This is a genomic window from Streptococcus sp. CSL10205-OR2 (genome assembly GCF_025660655.1).
Taxonomy (GTDB): domain Bacteria; phylum Bacillota; class Bacilli; order Lactobacillales; family Streptococcaceae; genus Streptococcus.
In genome coordinates, this window is record NZ_JAOTIN010000002.1 from 135,284 (window position 1) to 152,524 (window position 17,241).

At 34.6% G+C, this 17,241-nt stretch carries 15 protein-coding genes and 2 pseudogenes; all 17 read right to left on the reverse strand.

Annotated elements, in window-relative coordinates; genetic code table 11:
- Positions 1 to 152: 152 nt before the first annotated feature.
- Complete coding sequence (locus N7659_RS01955; protein WP_263275558.1) at positions 153 to 2,699, reverse strand: M1 family metallopeptidase; 2,547 nt, start codon at positions 2,697 to 2,699, stop codon at positions 153 to 155.
- A 44-nt stretch (positions 2,700 to 2,743) separates the two neighbouring features.
- Complete coding sequence (gene phoU, locus N7659_RS01960; RefSeq protein WP_263275559.1) at positions 2,744 to 3,397, reverse strand: phosphate signaling complex protein PhoU; 654 nt, start codon at positions 3,395 to 3,397, stop codon at positions 2,744 to 2,746.
- Positions 3,398 to 3,405: 8 nt separating this feature from the next.
- Complete coding sequence (pstB, locus tag N7659_RS01965; RefSeq protein ID WP_263275560.1) at positions 3,406 to 4,164, reverse strand: phosphate ABC transporter ATP-binding protein PstB; 759 nt, start codon at positions 4,162 to 4,164, stop codon at positions 3,406 to 3,408.
- Positions 4,165 to 4,181: 17 nt separating this feature from the next.
- Positions 4,182 to 4,982, reverse strand: a complete 801-nt coding sequence (pstB, locus tag N7659_RS01970; RefSeq protein ID WP_263275561.1) for a phosphate ABC transporter ATP-binding protein PstB — start codon at positions 4,980 to 4,982, stop codon at positions 4,182 to 4,184.
- Between the two features lie 12 nt (positions 4,983 to 4,994).
- Positions 4,995 to 5,879, reverse strand: coding sequence for a phosphate ABC transporter permease PstA (gene pstA / locus N7659_RS01975; protein WP_263275562.1), 885 nt, complete (start codon positions 5,877 to 5,879; stop codon positions 4,995 to 4,997).
- Entirely contained in the window at positions 5,869 to 6,801 is a 933-nt protein-coding gene (gene pstC / locus N7659_RS01980) for a phosphate ABC transporter permease subunit PstC (protein WP_263275563.1), read from the reverse strand. The genes pstA and pstC overlap by 11 nt, the downstream gene beginning before the upstream one ends.
- Positions 6,794 to 7,669 carry a phosphate ABC transporter substrate-binding protein PstS family protein gene (locus tag N7659_RS01985; protein ID WP_263275564.1) on the reverse strand — a complete coding sequence of 292 codons (876 nt, stop codon included), beginning with the start codon at positions 7,667 to 7,669 and terminating at the stop codon, positions 6,794 to 6,796. The genes pstC and N7659_RS01985 overlap by 8 nt, the downstream gene beginning before the upstream one ends.
- Positions 7,670 to 7,768: 99 nt before the next feature.
- Positions 7,769 to 9,076 carry an RsmF rRNA methyltransferase first C-terminal domain-containing protein gene (locus N7659_RS01990; RefSeq protein ID WP_263275565.1) on the reverse strand — a complete coding sequence of 436 codons (1,308 nt, stop codon included), beginning with the start codon at positions 9,074 to 9,076 and terminating at the stop codon, positions 7,769 to 7,771.
- Between the two features lie 74 nt (positions 9,077 to 9,150).
- Entirely contained in the window at positions 9,151 to 9,915 is a 765-nt protein-coding gene (locus N7659_RS01995) for an inositol monophosphatase family protein (RefSeq protein ID WP_263275566.1), read from the reverse strand.
- On the reverse strand, positions 9,899 to 10,183 hold the full coding sequence (locus N7659_RS02000; RefSeq protein ID WP_263275567.1) for a UPF0223 family protein: 285 nt from the start codon (positions 10,181 to 10,183) through the stop codon (positions 9,899 to 9,901). The genes N7659_RS01995 and N7659_RS02000 overlap by 17 nt, the downstream gene beginning before the upstream one ends.
- Complete coding sequence (locus tag N7659_RS02005; RefSeq protein WP_263275568.1) at positions 10,173 to 10,589, reverse strand: Spx/MgsR family RNA polymerase-binding regulatory protein; 417 nt, start codon at positions 10,587 to 10,589, stop codon at positions 10,173 to 10,175. Before N7659_RS02005 ends, N7659_RS02000 begins: the two co-directional genes overlap by 11 nt.
- A 108-nt stretch (positions 10,590 to 10,697) precedes the next feature.
- The gene (locus tag N7659_RS02010; RefSeq protein WP_263275569.1) at positions 10,698 to 11,624 is read right to left on the reverse strand and encodes a bifunctional riboflavin kinase/FAD synthetase; all 927 of its coding nucleotides are present in this window, start codon (positions 11,622 to 11,624) and stop codon (positions 10,698 to 10,700) included.
- 43 nt (positions 11,625 to 11,667) lie between these two features.
- Entirely contained in the window at positions 11,668 to 12,555 is an 888-nt protein-coding gene (gene truB / locus N7659_RS02015; RefSeq protein ID WP_263275570.1) for a tRNA pseudouridine(55) synthase TruB, read from the reverse strand.
- Between the two features lie 46 nt (positions 12,556 to 12,601).
- Positions 12,602 to 13,501, reverse strand: a pseudogene (locus tag N7659_RS02020) (DUF2130 domain-containing protein); the annotation flags it as partial.
- A 173-nt stretch (positions 13,502 to 13,674) separates the two neighbouring features.
- A pseudogene (locus N7659_RS08205) lies at positions 13,675 to 13,852 on the reverse strand (DUF2130 domain-containing protein); the annotation flags it as partial.
- A gap of 62 nt (positions 13,853 to 13,914) precedes the next feature.
- Complete coding sequence (locus tag N7659_RS02025; protein WP_263275572.1) at positions 13,915 to 14,871, reverse strand: aromatic acid exporter family protein; 957 nt, start codon at positions 14,869 to 14,871, stop codon at positions 13,915 to 13,917.
- Positions 14,872 to 14,946: 75 nt separating this feature from the next.
- A complete protein-coding gene (gene pcrA / locus N7659_RS02030; protein ID WP_263275573.1) occupies positions 14,947 to 17,199 on the reverse strand; it encodes a DNA helicase PcrA in 2,253 nt (750 codons plus the stop codon).
- Positions 17,200 to 17,241 lie beyond the last annotated feature (42 nt).

The window sequence follows — 17,241 nt, forward strand, 5'->3', positions numbered from 1 at the left end:
TCTTTAATTATTATAACATGGCAAGACTAAAATCCCTATCATCCAATAGATAATGAGCAGGGTTTTCTTTTTATTTTATCTCTCTTTTCTTAAGTATAACTAAAAAACTTGTTCTTTTACAGAACAAGTTTTTGTTTTTCTATTAATATGTATTAGTTCATAACGCTTTTAATAGCTTCAAGAACAGCTGCTTTTTCTTTTTCAATTAATGAAACGCGAGCTTCAATTTCATTGATACCCATTGAAATGTTACGACTAATCGCCATATCTGTTAATTGAGGTTCAAAGAATTCTTTATACTCTTTAAGTCTTTCAGGTGTTTTAAAGTATGCTGCTGGATAAATAACGAATTTATCAAAACTCATATCGCCACCAAGAGTTTTCTTAATCCAATCCCAGTTTTCACGTGACCAAGTCCAAAAATCTTCTTGTGTCTCACTTTGAGAAAGGAAAGGTGCATACCAACTCATAGCCAAGTCTTGTGGTTTAACAATATCTCTATCTTTAAGCACACCTAAAACTGTTTTAATGGTTTCTTCATTCTTAGTATGTGATAAAGCACGAGACAATTGTCTTCTAAAGTTAGAGTCATTTGTTTCTGGATAAAGTTTCAAATAAAGAGATACTAACTCAGGTGTCTCAGCTGACTTCACTTGATTAACTAAAACATTGGCACGAATAGCAGCTGGAATAGCTTCTAAATTATCTTTATACTCATCAAAAATACTATTTGCTTTTTGAACAACTGCTTCATCATCAGAATAAATCATTGAAGATAAGGTTAATTCACGAACCATTTCATCTTCATCTGATTCACCAGCAATTTTTTCAAAACCAAGACGGTCATAGTTTGATTGATAGATTTTCTTCACTAATTGCTTAAATTGAGCTTCTTCTGGGCTACCAGAGTCAATAAAACGTTCAAGACTAGCAATAATTGATGATATTGCTGCAGTAACCAAGTAAGATGTTTCATTCGTTAAACCAGAAATTAACGTTACTAAATCAGCGTAAGAAATCTCACCACTTTCAGCAAGTAGTTTACGGTCTTGCAATAATTGCAATTTAGAAATATTATCAAGGTTGTTGATATCAGAAACGAGATTATCTAATAGTTCTCCCTTGTAATTGATAATGTAGTGTGCTGTGTTTTCAGTATTGAAACGTAAAGGCTCACTATTTTTCTCACGTAATTGGCTATAATTTGGAATTTCCATCACACGTTCAGTCAGTGTTTCAGGAATGCCTTCCCAGTTACTATTTAATGGTACTTGCCATAAGCGATCTTTATCTTCGTGACTACCAATAAAGAATTGTTTTTGAGTCAAGATTAAAGTATCATCTACTACTTCAGCAGTTACAACTGGGTAACCTGGTTGTTCTAACCAAGCATCCATAAAGTTAGCGACATCCTTACCAGATGTTTTTGATAAAGCGTTCCATAAGTCACGACCAATGGTGTTGCCATATTGATGTTTTTCAAAGTATGCTGCAAGTCCTGTAGCAAATGCTTTATCACCCAACCATCTACGAAGCATGTGCATCAAACGGCTTCCTTTAGCGTAAACGATTGCGGGATCAAACAAAGTATTGATCTCATCAGGGTGATTAACTGCAACGTGAACAGATTGAACACCGTCAGTTGCATCGCGTTTAAGAGCGTAAGGAGCTCCACCTGTTTGGAAGTCTTCCATAATGTTCCATGATGGTTCAATGGTATCAATAGCAACATATTCCATCATGTTGGCAAAACTTTCATTAAGCCATAAATCATCCCACCATTTCATTGTGACAAGGTTACCAAACCATTGATGAGCCACTTCGTGGGCAATAACTAAGGCTACTTGTTGACGACTTGAGACAGTAGAGTTTTCGTCCACTAATAAGAGAACTTCACGGTAGGTAATAAGTCCCCAGTTTTCCATAGCACCTGATGAAAAGTCTGGCAGTGCAACATGGTAAGAATGAGGAATTGGGTATTTAACACCAAAATAATCTTCATAGAATTCAATCGTTCTAACAGCAATATCAAGTGCAAAATCTAATGATTTGTCTGAATGTGCTTTGGTAGAAAAGACACCTACTTTTGTACCATTTTTAGTTTCAGTTTTTTTACCTTGCAAATCACCTAACGCAAAAGCCAATAAGTATGATGACATTCTTGGTGTTGTGTCAAAAATCCAAACACCTGTTTCTTTTCTAAGGTCAACATTGATTTCTGGCATATTTGATAAAACAATTTCATCATCAGCTTGATCAAACTTGATAGATAAATCAAAGGTTGCTTTTGCTTCAGGCTCATCAATACTTGGGAAGGCTTCACGCGCAAAATGACTTTCAAATTGGGTGGAAATCACTTCTTTTTTAACACCATCAACAGTGTAATAAGAAGGATAAATACCTGTCATGTTATCAGTGATTTTTCCAGAAAATTCAATAACAAGTGTTAAAACGCCAGTTTCAGGTAACTCAACATGAACAGCTTCATTATCATCATCCATTGTAAAAGTAAGGGGTTTATTGTCTAATAAAACTGACTTAATGGTTAAGTCTTTTTGATGAAATGAAATGTGGTGTTGTAGCGCTTCACCATTAATAGCGACATTCCCTTGGAATTGTTTTTTCTCTCTATTGATATCAAGAAAAATATTATAATTTTCTGGTACAAATTTTTCTACGTAATGTTCAACAGTTTTCATAAGTCTCCTTTAACTATATAAAAAATTTATCTTTTCATATTATATCATAATTCTATGATTTTGCCCGTTTTTAAATAAACAACCCACTCACAAAGATTTGTGGCATAATCAGCAATTCTTTCAAGGTCAACTAAGACTTGGAAATATTCTTTTCCAGATAAAAGAGCATCAGGTTGATTTCTGATTTCTTCAAGGGTTAGCGCCCGAATTCTTTTGGTATCCTCATCAATTTGATTATCCATTTTTGCCACATCTTTTGCTCGCTTGTCATCTCTTTTAATATAGGTATTAAGTGCTGCTTCAACCATTATTTTAACCTGACGACCAAGCTCATTGATCTCATTTTCAACATTGTCTAGTCTTAACTGACCTTTTGTTCTAATAGTGGCTCTTGCCATTGAAACAGCGTGATCTCCCATGCGTTCAACATCACTACTAGCTTTTAAAACGGTAATCACCATTCTTAAATCCTGAGACACTGGTTGTTGTAGAGCGATAATTTCTAATGATTTTTTTTCAAGTTTAATCTCGTAATCATTTACCACCTTGTCCTCATCAATCGTTTCTTGAGCAAGTTCTGTGTCATGACTAACAAAAGCACGCACAGTCTTACCGATTTGAGATAGGACCTCGGTTCCCATAGCGTAAAATTGATTGTGTAATTTTTCTAGTTCTTCTTCAAATTGTGTTCTAAACATATTTTCTCCTATCCAAACTTACCAGTGATATAATCTTCAGTTTCTTTTTTTGTAGGTTCCAAAAATATTTTTTTGGTTTGATCGTATTCGATAAGTGTCCCATTTAAAAAGAAAGCTGTTCTATCAGACATCCTGCTGGCTTGTTGCATGCTATGTGTGACGACAATCAGAGTATATTCTTTTTTCAATTCATACAAGGTTTCTTCAACTTTTCTTGAAGAGATGGGATCAAGCGCACTAGTTGGTTCATCTAATAAAATAATATTAGGATTGGTTGCCAAAACCCTAGCAATACAGACTCTTTGTTGTTGTCCACCCGATAAAGACAGAGCAGAATCATTTAACCGATCCTTAACTTCCTCCCAGATGGAGGCTTCTTTAAGAGATATTTCAACCACTTCGTCAAGTAATTGTTTATCTTTTATCCCCTTTAATCTTAAACCATAGATGACATTTTCATAGATAGACATAGGAAATGGATTAGGTTGTTGAAAAACCATACCGATATTTTTTCTTAATTCAACGGTGTCCATTCTTGGACTATATATATTGTGACCCTTGTACATGATAGTTCCAGTAATAGTCACATCTGGAATTAAATCGTTCATTCGATTAAAACATCTTAATAAGGTTGATTTGCCAGAACCAGAAGGACCGATAAAAGCTGTTATTTCATTAGCATAGAGATCCATTGTTACATTATTAAGAGATTTCTTTTTACCGTAGTAGAGTGATAAATCACTAACGTGTAAAATTTCTTTTGCCATTTTTTCTCCCTTCTTTTTTAACCAAAACGTCCTGAAATATAATCTGAAGTTGATGGAAGGGTAGCATTTTGGAATATCGTTTTTGTTTTATCGTATTCAATTAAGTCACCATTGTAAAAAAAGGCGGTATAATCACTTGCACGAGCGGCTTGTTGCATATTGTGAGTCACAATAATAATGGTATAATCTTTCTTTAACATCATCATTGTTTCTTCTACTTGAATAGTTGATATGGGATCAAGCGCACTTGCAGGCTCATCCATTAATAAAATATTTGGTTTAACAGCAACGGCTCTTGCTATACACAATCTTTGTTTTTGACCACCAGATAGAGAAAGTGCTGATTTATGAAGATCATCTTTCACTTGGTCCCATAGAGCTGCTTGTTTTAAAGATGTCTCAACAATTTCATCTAAAACTTGTTTGTCTTTGACACCCGTTCGTTCTAAAGCAAATGTAATGTTCCGATAAATGGATTTGGCAAAAGGATTAGGTCTTTGAAAAACCATTCCAATTTCTTTTCTCATCTCGTAGACATTTATTTCTGGTCGATTAACATCAATACCTTCATACCAGATTTCACCGGTTACTTTCGCAGCAGCAATCGTGTCATTCATTCGATTAAGACTTCTTAAGTAAGTTGATTTCCCAGATCCTGAGGGACCGATTAAAGCGGTAATTTTATTTTTCTTAAACTGCATGTCAATGCCTTTGATCGCTTCATGTTTTCCGTAAAAAACATGAAGGTCTTTTGTTTCAAGAGAGATATCATCCTTATCAAACGTGACAATATGTTTTTCATTCCAATTATATTCCACTGTATCCCTCCTTTATTTTGATGTCATTTTTTGATGAATTTTACGACCAATATAGCGAGCCGATAAATTAAATAAGAGAATAAAAATTACTAAAACAGCTGCACTACCTGCTGATACTTCAAGTGCATCTGGTAAGGTTCCTTCACTATTTACCTTCCAAATATGAACCGACAAGGTTTCAGCCTGTCTAAAGATAGAAATTGGACTTGAGACACTTAAAGGATTCCAATTGGACCAATCAAGTGCTGGTGCTGATTGTCCAGCTGTATAGATAAGAGCAGCCGCTTCACCAAATATTCTACCGCTAGCTAAAACAATACCAGTAATAATTCCTGGGAGAGCTTCTGGAACAACAACGTGAATAATTGTTTCCCAGCGAGAAAGTCCTAAGGCTAATCCAGCTTCACGTTGGGTATGGTGAACTGATTTAAGGCTTTCTTCAACATTTCTTGTCATCATTGGTAAATTAAAAATGGTTAATGCCATAGCACCAGAAATAATCGAGAAACCATAACCAAATTGAACAACAAAGATTAAAAAACCAAAGAGCCCAACAACAACAGAAGGAAGAGAGCTTAAAATTTCAATAATATTTCTAATAATGGCCGTTAATTGATTGGGTTTTGCATATTCAGACAGATAAATACCGGCCCCTAAGGAAATGGGAAAAGAAATTAAAAGAGTGATGACTAAAAGCATGACACTATTGTAGAGCTGGACACCAATTCCCCCACCACTTTTATATGAACTAGACTGACCAACAAGAAATTGCCAGCTAATGTGAGGAAGTCCTTGGACTAGAATATAGCCTATTAAACCAATCAGGATAAGAAGAACAATTCCTGATATAGCATATAAAATAAAGGTTGCTAATTGATCAATTTTTTTAGCGTGCATAGTTTTTCTTTCCTCTCGGCCGTGTAATGAGCTTCATCAACATATTAAAAACAAGACTCATTAAAAGTAATATCATGGCAAGGCTCCAAAGAGCATTGTTTTGAACAGTTCCCATAACCGTATTTCCAATTCCCATAGTTAAAATGGAGGTTAGGGTACTTGCTGGTGTTGTCAAACTGGTTGGCATGATAGCTGCATTACCAACAACCATTTGAATGGCAAGTGCTTCACCAAATGCTCTTGCCATTCCAAAAACGATTGCCGTTAGAATACCTGGAGTTGCTGCTTTTAAAAGAACTCTTCTTATGGTTTGCCAACGAGTTGCTCCTAAAGCTAAACTAGCTTCCTTGTAATGTCTTGGAAGAGACTTTAAGGTGTCTACAGTCATTGATGTCACTGTTGGCAGAATCATGACAAACAAGACAAAGACCCCTGATAAAATACCAAATCCTGAGCCACCAAAAAAGAAACGTATGGTAGGAACAATGACGGTTAAACCGATAAAACCATAAACCACAGATGGAATCCCAACAAGCAATTCTATTGCAGGTTGCATGATTTTAGCCCCTCTTTTAGGAGAAACTTCTGTCATGAATAAAGCGACACCAATCGCAAACGGTGTTGCTAAAATGGCAGATAAAATCGTTACGATAAAAGAGCCTAAAATCATCGGTAAAGCCCCTAAAATACGTTGACCATTTTCATCTTTCAATGAAGGACTCCATTCTGTTCCAAACAAAAAGTTAAAGACATTGACTTTGTCAACAAAGAAAGTGGATAAGCCTTTTTGAGCCACAAAGAGTAATATTAAAGCCACCACAAAAACAATTAATAAAAGACAAAGAAATGTGATTGTCTTTCCCATTTTCTCAAGACGAGAATTTTTGGATTTCGATAATAAACGTTTAGAAATATCATTCATTTGGTTTCTCCATGACTGTACCATCTGCTTTTTTAAGAACTTTCATATCGTTGATAGAAATATAACCAATTTCTTTAACGATACCTTCTTGAACAGCATCACTAAGCATATAGTCTAGAAATTCTTTGGTGAGACCTGTCGGCTCACCTTTGGTATACATGTGCTCATATGACCAGATTGGCCAGTTATTCACATGAACATTCTCCTCGGTAGGTGCATAGCCATCAAGACTTAGAGCTTTAACCGTATCATTAACATAGGAAAAAGAAAGATAGGATATGGCACCCGGTGTCTGAGAAACAATACTTCTAACTGTCCCGTTTGAATCTTGTTCCTGTGATTTCTTTGAAGGTGTTTCTTTCATAATAATATTATCAAAGGATGTCCTTGTTCCAGAACCAGAAGCACGATTGATGATGACAATCTCTAAGTCATTTCCTCCGACTTCTTTCCAATTGGTAATCTCTCCTGCAAAAATCTTTCTAAGGTCTTCGACGGATAAATTATCAACAGCTACTTCTAAATTAACAACAGGTGTTACACCTACTACTGCTACTTGGTGATCAACTAAAATAGAAGCATCTACACCTTGTTTTTCTTCAGCAAATAAATCACTGTTTCCGATATCTACTGCTCCTGATTGCACTTGAGATAAGCCTGTTCCAGAACCGCCACCTTGAACATTGATAAACTTACCGATATGCTCTTTGGAAAACTCATCTGCAGCTGTTTCAACAAGAGGTTGAAGAGCGGTTGAACCAACAGCTGTTGTTGATTCTCCCTTATCTATCCAACTTGAACAGGAAGTTAAAAATAGTGTTCCTAGCATTAATAAACTTAATCTAAGAATATGTTTCAATTTTTTCATGTTTAAACCTTTTTCTTTTATAACAGTACACCAAGAATATTATTTTTACATTTTGTCTATGGCATTAATGAGTTATCTATTTATTAATAAGATGATTATTTAAGGAAGTCGTAGTCCTTTTGGATAAAAATTTTTGATGGTTTTTCCAACAATTTTGACAAAGCCAAGACCATTTCCACCAACCAATAGTTGATACCAACCTTTTGGATATTCTTTATCTAGGTTAATGGTGTTGCCTGAAAGGTATGTTTTAAAATCGTTATCATCAATTTCAATGGTATGTATAACATCATCGCTTGTTAAGGCTAAACCTAACGCAAAACTTGGTTCAAAGCGATTTTTCTTAAAAGTACCAAGATGAAGTCCGTTTCTAGCTATTTTGAGTTTTGATAAATCTGGTAAATCTAGTGGCAAAAAATATAACTCTTGACCAAAGCATTGTAACAATCCGTCCAAACGTGTCTTCAAATGTGTTTTTTGAAAGTCATTCCAAAGTTGAAATTGCACTTTTGATAAATTGGACTTACCAGGCTTGACAGAACGCTTTATTTTCTCTCTTTTATCAATTAATTTAGCAACAAATTGACCTTCTCCTTTAAAATGATGAGGATACATTCTTGCCGTTTCAGAAAGACCTATCCCTTCTTTCATGCCATTTATTTTCTCAACAGTTGCTAATTCTAAAAAATCATAGTTTTCTAATAACCAAGAAACGATATCTTCGTTTTCTTCTTTTGACCATGTACAAGTAGAGTAAATTAATCTTCCTCCGGGTGCTAGCATTTTAAGAGCTTCTTCTAAGATTTCTCTTTGCAAAAAACTACATTCCAATGGGTAATCAACATGCCAGTAAGAAGTGGCTTCTGGATTTTTTCGAAACATCCCTTCACCAGAACAAGGAGCATCTAAGACAATGAGATCAAAATAATCTTTAAAAACAGTTGCTAATTTTTGAGAGCTTTCATTAGTCACTACAGCATTTCTACCACCAAAACGTTCAATATTTTCAACTAAAATTTTACTTCTTTTTGTCGAAATATCATTGCTGACTAAAACGCCTGTTTGATTTAGATAAGAAAGCAAGTGCGTACTTTTACCACCTGGTGCAGCAGCTAAATCTAACACTCGTTCACCTTTTTTAGGGGCTGCTATTTGTCCAACCATTTGTGCCGCGGGTTCTTGAGAATAAACTAGTCCTGTCACATGAGCTATAGAATGCCCCGATACTTTGCCATAGTGACCCCATGGTGTATCAATAATAGCATCTGGAAAAACAGGTATTTGTTTTTTTAAGGGATTAACTCGAAAACCTGAAATAGCTGGTTGATCAAAGCTATCAAAAAAAGCGGGTGCTTCTTCTTGTAATAATTGATTGTATTTTTCTACAAAGTCTTTAGGTAAATTCATATTTCTATTATACTATACTTTATTATCTATCGCATAGAGGAAAAAATAAAATAAAAACCCAAGAATGGGTTTTTCTATGTTTTTTTGATATATTGTTCAATGACTTTTTTGTCAACTTTAGGAAAGAACATCATTTTTTGACGTGTTTCAAAATTAGGTTTTTCACCCGATAATGTGAGGAGTTGATAGCCTAGTTTTTCTCCCATGATACTTGCTGCTGCATAATCCCAAGGATAAATATAGGAAAAATAAGCCCAAGCTTGTCCATTTAAAACACGACTCATGCTAAAACCAGCACTACCATAATTGCGACAACCCAAACTATGTGATACCAAGTCAGCAATTCCATGGTCATTTTCAGCAAACATTTTAGCATTGCTGATGACTAACATCTGATGAAGTTCTTTGGGTTGATAAGGTAAAAGACTTTCTTGGTTACGATAAACACCGAATTCACCACCACCACTAAACAAAACATCATTGATAACGTCATAGATTAATCCAAATCGTCCAATGCCTTCTTCAAAATAAGCTATCATAACAACAAAATCCGTTTTTTGAGCGATAAAATTAACTGTCCCATCAATAGGATCTATTACCCAGACATTACCCTTATTCCATTCATGTCGAACATTGTTTTCTTCGGCTAAAATAAAATCAGAAGGGTAATCTTTTTTAATCTGATTGATGATGAGTTCTTGAACATCTTTATCAATATTGGTGACAAGATCATCAAAACGATCTTTCATCTGGATTTCAATTTTTTCCATCATTTTATTTTTGATAAACAATCCAGCTTCCAAAATTAATTGTTTAGCAAATTCAAATTTTTTTTCCAAAAGAAATCACGCCCTTCTTTTTTTCTCTAGCTAGTTTCATTACTTGATAAATGGAATAGCCACTTGTTTTTTCAAATGATTTGTCAATCTGTTTTTCCTGACTTTTACTAGTTACTATTTTCTTAAAATTGTCATAAGCCTTCAACAAATGTGAAACTTCAACTTTTGATTCATAGGCTTTCTCAACCTGATTCAAAAAATGGAGCACTGATATCATTTCTTCAGTACTCCAAGACAAATCTAGCGGATAAGAATAATTAGATGTCATCTATTCCCTCGATTTCTGCTCTGATAGTGGCGTCTTTTAATTCTTGTTTACGATAACTACGAGAAAGAAAAGCTCTAATCTCATCTTCGTTATAGCCAATCTGCATCATTTTATCATTCATGATGATTGGTCTTCTTAATAAACTAGGATTTTCTCCAATTAACATAATTAACTCTGAAATGGATAAATCATCAACATCGATATCCAATTTCTGGAACACTTTTGAACGCGTAGAAATAATGTCATCTGTACCATTTTCAGTAAATGACAAAATACTCATCAATTCATCATGGTTCAAAGGACTTGTGATTATGTTATGCTCTTTAAAATCGACTTCATGTTTTTTTAACCAAGCTCTTGCTTTACGACAACTCGTACAACTTGGAGATAAAAATAAGGTAATCATAATACTAACCTCTTTACACTTATTTACTTCATTATAACAAAAACAAACTACTTTTGCTATATTTTTCGGGAATATTATTGAATTAATTGATAATTTTAACAAGAGTAGTTATTTTGCTTTTGATGACCAATTTCTGGCAATTTTCTCATCAACTTGCAATTGTTTAACTAATGCTTCAGCACCAGAAAAACGTAGCATTTCTCTTATCTTTTCAAGCCAGAAAAGTTCAATGGTTTCACCATAAATTTCTTCTTTAAAATCAAAGATATGAATTTCAATGGTTGATTCTTGGCCATCAAAAGTAATATTTTTGCCAACACTAGTCATAGAACGGTATTTCTTTCCTTGAACGATGACATCTGTTACATAAACACCGTCAGTTGGAATAAATGTTCTATCAATCATTGCCAGATTGGCGGTTGGATACCCGATAGTTCTTCCTCTAGCTTCTCCGTGAGAGACGATACCTCTAGTTGAAAGAGGAAAACCCAATAAATCATTGGCTGTTGCGACTTGACCACTGGCAATCAATTCTTTAATCCAGCTAGAGCTGATTTTAATACCTTCAATTTCAACTGGATCAACAATGATAACTTGGCCAGAGAAGTGTCTTTGTAGATAAGACGCATCTTGTAAGTCACTACCAAAACGATAGTCAAAACCAACAACAATGGCTGTTGTGTTTAGCTTGTTAATATAAGTTTTAATGAAATCAAGAGCACTTGTCTTTGAAAAACGACTGGTGAAATCCATTAGATAAAGATAATCGACACCAAATTCAGCCATTTTAGCATACCGTTTTTCTGGGTAGTGAACATGCTTTAAAAGTGTTTCCTCATAAGGAGCAAAAACGACTTTGGGGGATTCTTTAAAAGTGATTAAGGCAACTTTAGAATGATTTTTATCTGCTAGTTTTCTAGCTTCTATAAAAAGTTTTTGATGCCCCTTATGTAAAGCATCAAAATAACCAAGCACTAAAATAGTTTCTTCATTTTGGTTAATATCATTAAAATCTGTTATTTCGAAAATTTTCATATTGTTATTTTATCATACTTTGCTAAAAACAGCACAAAAGAATTTAAATAAGAACCTTTCTAGGTTTATAAAGATAATCTCGACTTTCTAAAATAGCAATCAATTGATTGTCATAAAAAGCAGCAAGAACCATTTCCTTGTTATGAGGAAGTTGGATAAAACGGCCATGAGAAATGTCAGTGACCATCCCCTCAGTCAATTCAACCCTTGGTAAATCTGAAACACCATAGGTCATTGGCAAAAGAAAAGAATAATCTTCTTGAGTCACTTTTTCGGCAATCTCCTCAAGTGTTAAACTTTCTAGCAAGTTTAATCCAGCTGCACTTGTGCGTGTGAGAAAAGACATATGACTAGCATAGCCTAATTGGTTTCCTAAATCGACTGCAAGAGTTCTGACATAGGTTCCTTTACTACAGTTAACTCTGAATGAAAAAGAGCAGGTCTCCTCTTTAAAGCTTAGAGGGCTGGTTCTTACAAATTCAAAAATGGTCACTTGTCGTTTTGGTCGTTCAACTGTTTCACCATTTCTTGCATACTCGTATAATTTTTTGCCATTTACTTTAACAGCAGAATACATAGGTGGTACTTGTTCAATCTCACCAATAAAGCTTTTCATGGCGATATCTACTTTTTCTTCGGTTAATTCGTTAGAATGAATGAGCGATCTATCAACCACTTCACCACTACTATCTTCAGTTGTGGTGGAAAAACCAAGTGTCACTTCACCTTCATAAACTTTGCCCGAATCGGTCATAAATTCAATGACGCGGGTGGCTTTACCAACGGCAATGGGAAGAACACCAGTAACATCAGGGTCAAGCGTTCCCCCGTGTCCTATTTTTTTTTCATTTAAAATTTTTCTTAGTTTAAAAACCGCATCATGAGACGTCATGCCTGCTACTTTTTTTAAATTTATTATTCCTGAAATCATAGTCTTATTATAGCACACCCATTTCTTTGTGATGATTCATTTTTGATTACTGTTTAAGATTATCAAACTTTTCTCTCATGGTTGGATTCTTTTTTGTCAATTTTTTGACAGACACGTCATCTAATTTATTGTTTGCCAGTCTTAACTGATTTTCACTAGTTGTTAATGCTGCCTTAATGGCTTCCATTCGTTTAATGGCTTTGTCAATCTCATCAATCGCTTTTTTAAAGTTGGTACTTGCTGATTGATAATTTTTAGCAAAAGCCTTTTTAAAGACTTCTAAATCCTCTTCAAAATGCGTGATGTCAATATTTTGTTCCTTGACCATAGCCAATTCTTGTTTGAACTTCAGTGAATTCATCGAAGCGTTACGCAAAATACCAATCAATTGAATGAAAAATTGTGGTCTGACAACATACATTTTCTCATATTTATGGCTGACATCAACAATACCTGTATTATAGTAATCATTATCTGCTTCAAGCATAGAGACTAAGACAGCATACTCACAATTTTTTTCGTTTCTATCTCTATCAAGTTCCTTGAAAAAATCTTCATTTTTATGCTTAGTTTTTGTTTCGTCGGATTCATTTTTCATCTCAAACATGATGGAAAGGATTTCAACACCATTATCATCAGTTTCTCGATAAATAAAATCACCCTTTGAACCTCTCTGTGACACTTGATTGTCTTTTTCAAAATAAGCATTAGGAAAGGCAAGATTTCTCACTTTGTTAAACTCAGTTTCTGCGTAAACTTCTAAACTCTCACCAATCGCTTTTGTTGATTGTTGGGCTTTGAAATTCTTATAGAATTCAACTTGTTCATTGGCTGCTTTTAATTGAGCAGCATAATCAATTTGGATATTTTTCAAAGCTAATTCTTGTTTTTGTTCTTGCAAAACAAGAGCATTTTTTGCCTCATCTCTTTCTTTTTCAATCTGAGAGAGTTTTTCTTTCAACTCATAATCTTTTTCAAGTGTGACTTGGTTGAGTTGATTTTTAACTGTAATAATTTCTTGCTCTTTTTTAGCGAGTAACCCTTCAATTTCAAGGCTTTTTGCCTCTTCTTGTGTTTTTAGTTGGTTTTCTAAGGCGATAATTGCTTGTTCTTTTTCACTTAAGGATTTTTGAAGCTGGTTTTTAGCCTTTTCTTCTAACAAAGCAACTTCTTTTGCTAAACGCTCATGGATTTCTTTTTCAAACTCTACCCCACGAACTTGTGCTAAGAGTTCACTATACTCAGTTTCATTGACGGTAAATGTGGTGCCACAATGTGGGCATTTGATTGTATTCATTACTAACCTCATTGTTTTTCTATGTTATCAAAATAATTAGACGGCGTTAACAATTTTTAAGACTATCCATTGTTATAATCATGATAAAAATCGACTTTTAGTTGGATAATCCGCTCAACATCGTATAAGAGTTGAAACAATATAGCGCGTGTCTCAAACTCATGCCGTGTTTTAGGGAGTTCTCGTTTTCTGAAGGACTCTAAAAAGGCATTAATATCTTTTAGTAAGCCCTTGGCAGAATTTTTTTCACTGAGTTGGGCTGACACTTCCAAAAAGAGTTGACCTAGAAGATAACTTTCAGCACTTTTATGTTGAAAATGATTGATGCGTTTGGCCATTTCTCTTAAAATTTTCAACTGCGCCTTTCGCATTTCAAAATAGTGAACTTGGTAATTGGTTTGATTAAATAATTGATTTCTTCGATCATGATAAACAACGGATAAAGCTTCTTTTAAAAGAGCATCTAATTGATTGATGAGTTTTGCATCATTTCTACCATCACCTGTTCTTAAAAAACAATCAAATTTTAAGAAAATCTTTTTTAAAAGCGTTTCTACTTTAATATGATAAGCGTCAATTTCTTTTTGTCTTGATGGCATATAAAGATTAAAAACAAGCGCAACACCCGCCCCAATTAAAAAGAGTGAAAATTCATTGAATAAAAAAGGTGGCGATATTTTCTCTGCTAATAATAAATGGGTTACTAAGACAGTACTTGGTGCAATGCCGCTTTCTAGTTGGAAATGATAGGCTAGTGGCACATAAATGAGTAGATAAATCGCTAAACTGATTAAGGAAAATCCAAGAACAACAAATACTAATGCTCCGATAAAGAGTGCTAAAAGTGTTGAAAACAGTCGTTGTTTCGCAATTTTAAAAGATGACCGTCTCGTGTCTAAAATACTAAGAATGGCAATGATACCAGCTGATGTAGGATTTGATAAACCTAACAGGCTTGCTAAAAAAATAGCAATACTGGTTGCTAGAACTAGTTTAATTGTTCGTTGTAAGATAGGCATGGAAACTCCATTTCTTTCTTTGATGGATTAGCACAAAAAGAGTGATTCTCACTCTTTTTGCCAGTTTGACAATCCTTATTTTTTTGTAATGGGGGCAATATTAGCCAATACTTTCTTTAGACCAATCTCAGGAAATTTAATTTTAAGTTCTGGTGAGTCTTTGCTACCTGAAATCTCTAAAACAATTCCTTCTCCCCATTTTTTATGAAGAGCAATATCACCAATTTCCCAAGTAGTGGTAGTTGCATTTGTTGATGTATTAGAACTAGCTAATGACCTGACAGATGCTCTTTCATTTTTGAATGAACGAGGATTGTGACGATTGGAAAGGCTTTTACCGGAAGAAAATGGTATAGCTGTGCTTGAACTATTAGCTGGTCTAGCAAAGCCTTGATAGTCTAACAAGTCTTCATCAATCTCTTTGATGAAACGGCTAGGAAAATTATAATTTGTTTTACCATAGAGCATGCGAGAATTAGCATTCGTCAAATAAAGCACTTCTTCTGCTCTAGTGATACCAACATAAGCTAAACGACGCTCTTCTTCTAATTCATCAGGGTCTTCTTGAGCTCTAGATAAAGGAAAGACATTTTCTTCTAAACCGACAAGAAAAACAACTGGAAACTCTAATCCTTTAGCAGCATGAAGGGTCATCAAAGTAATCTGTGCATTTTCTGTGGAGCCTTCATCTGTATCACTGATTAAAGCTAAATCATTAAGAAAACGCGTGAGACAATCAAGTCCTGACTCAGTTTGTGATTCTTTTTCTAAGTCGTCAAAATGCTGGGTTACTGATAGAAACTCTTCAATGTTTTCCATTCGTGACTGACTCTCAAGTGTGTTTTGAATTTGAAGGGCTCTTAGATAATCTGTGATATCTAACACTTTTTTAGTCAAATCAGTCATAGAATAGTCATCCAACTGCTCTCTTAATTGAAGAAGATTGTTTGATAAATCAAAAATAGCTTGAGCTGCTTTTCCTTTTATCTGCGACATCATTATCTGACTAGCCGCTTCTACAAGAGATAAGTCAATTGATGAAGCATATTGACGCAATTTATCAATGGTACCAGGACCCACACCTCTTTTTGGTTCGTTGATAATTCTTTCAAAACTGATATTGTCACTTGGATTTGCGATAACATTTAAAAATGCAATAATATCACGAATTTCTTTACGAGAGTAGAACTTTGTCCCGCCAACCATGGTATATGGCATATTGGCTTTTAAAAGGGCTTCTTCTATCGTTCTTGACTGAGCATTTGTACGATAAAGAACCGCAAAATCTTGATAACTTCTTTTTGTTTCTTTAATTAATTTAGCGATTTCACTGACAACGAAAATTGACTCATCATGTTCATCGCTAGCACGGTAATAAACAATAGCTTCGCCATCATTATTTTGAGTCCATAAGCGTTTCGGACGTCTATTTTTATTATTTTCAATGACTTTATTAGCTGCTTGAAGTATCTTCTTTGTCGAACGGTAGTTTTCTTCCAACAAAACAACCTTGGCATCTGGGTAATCTTTTTCAAAATCAAGGATATTTTGCATGTCAGCCCCACGCCAACCATAAATGGATTGGTCAGCATCGCCAACCACACAAATATTTTTAAAGCGACTGGCTAATAATTTGACTAGCTGATACTGGGCATGATTTGTGTCTTGGTATTCATCTACATGGATGTATTGATAACGTTGTTGATAGTAGGATAAGATCTGTGGATTTTCGTCAAATAATCGTAAAGTCATCATGATTAAATCATCAAAATCCATGGCTTGACTTTGTTTTAATTCTGATTGATAAAGGGTATAACATTTTGCAACAATTCTCTGATAGATATCACTCGCTGTCTTTTCATAAGTCTTAGCATCAACCAAATCATTTTTGGCATTGGATATGGTGCCTAAAATACTACGTTCATTCCATTGTTTTGGATCAATGTTGAGTTCTTTCATCACTCGTTTCATAAGTGTTCTTTGCTCACCTGGATCAATAATCGTAAACTGGCGATTGTAGCCGATAAATTCAGCTTCTCTTCGCAAAATACGAACACACATGCTGTGAAAAGTAGCAATTAAAGAATCTTGTGTGGCAGGATTTAACGCCATAGCTCTTTCTTTCATTTCTCTTGCTGCTTTGTTAGTAAAAGTGATGGCTAAAATATTCCACGGGTTGACACCTTTTTCATCGATCAGATAAGCAATACGATGTGTTAATACACGAGTTTTCCCAGACCCTGCACCCGCCATAATGAGCAATGGGCCTTCTGTCGTTTGAACAGCTTCACTTTGTTTACTGTTCATACCTTTTAGTAGTGAATTCATTGTTTCTCCCTTACTTGTCTATTCAAAAATTATACCATTTTT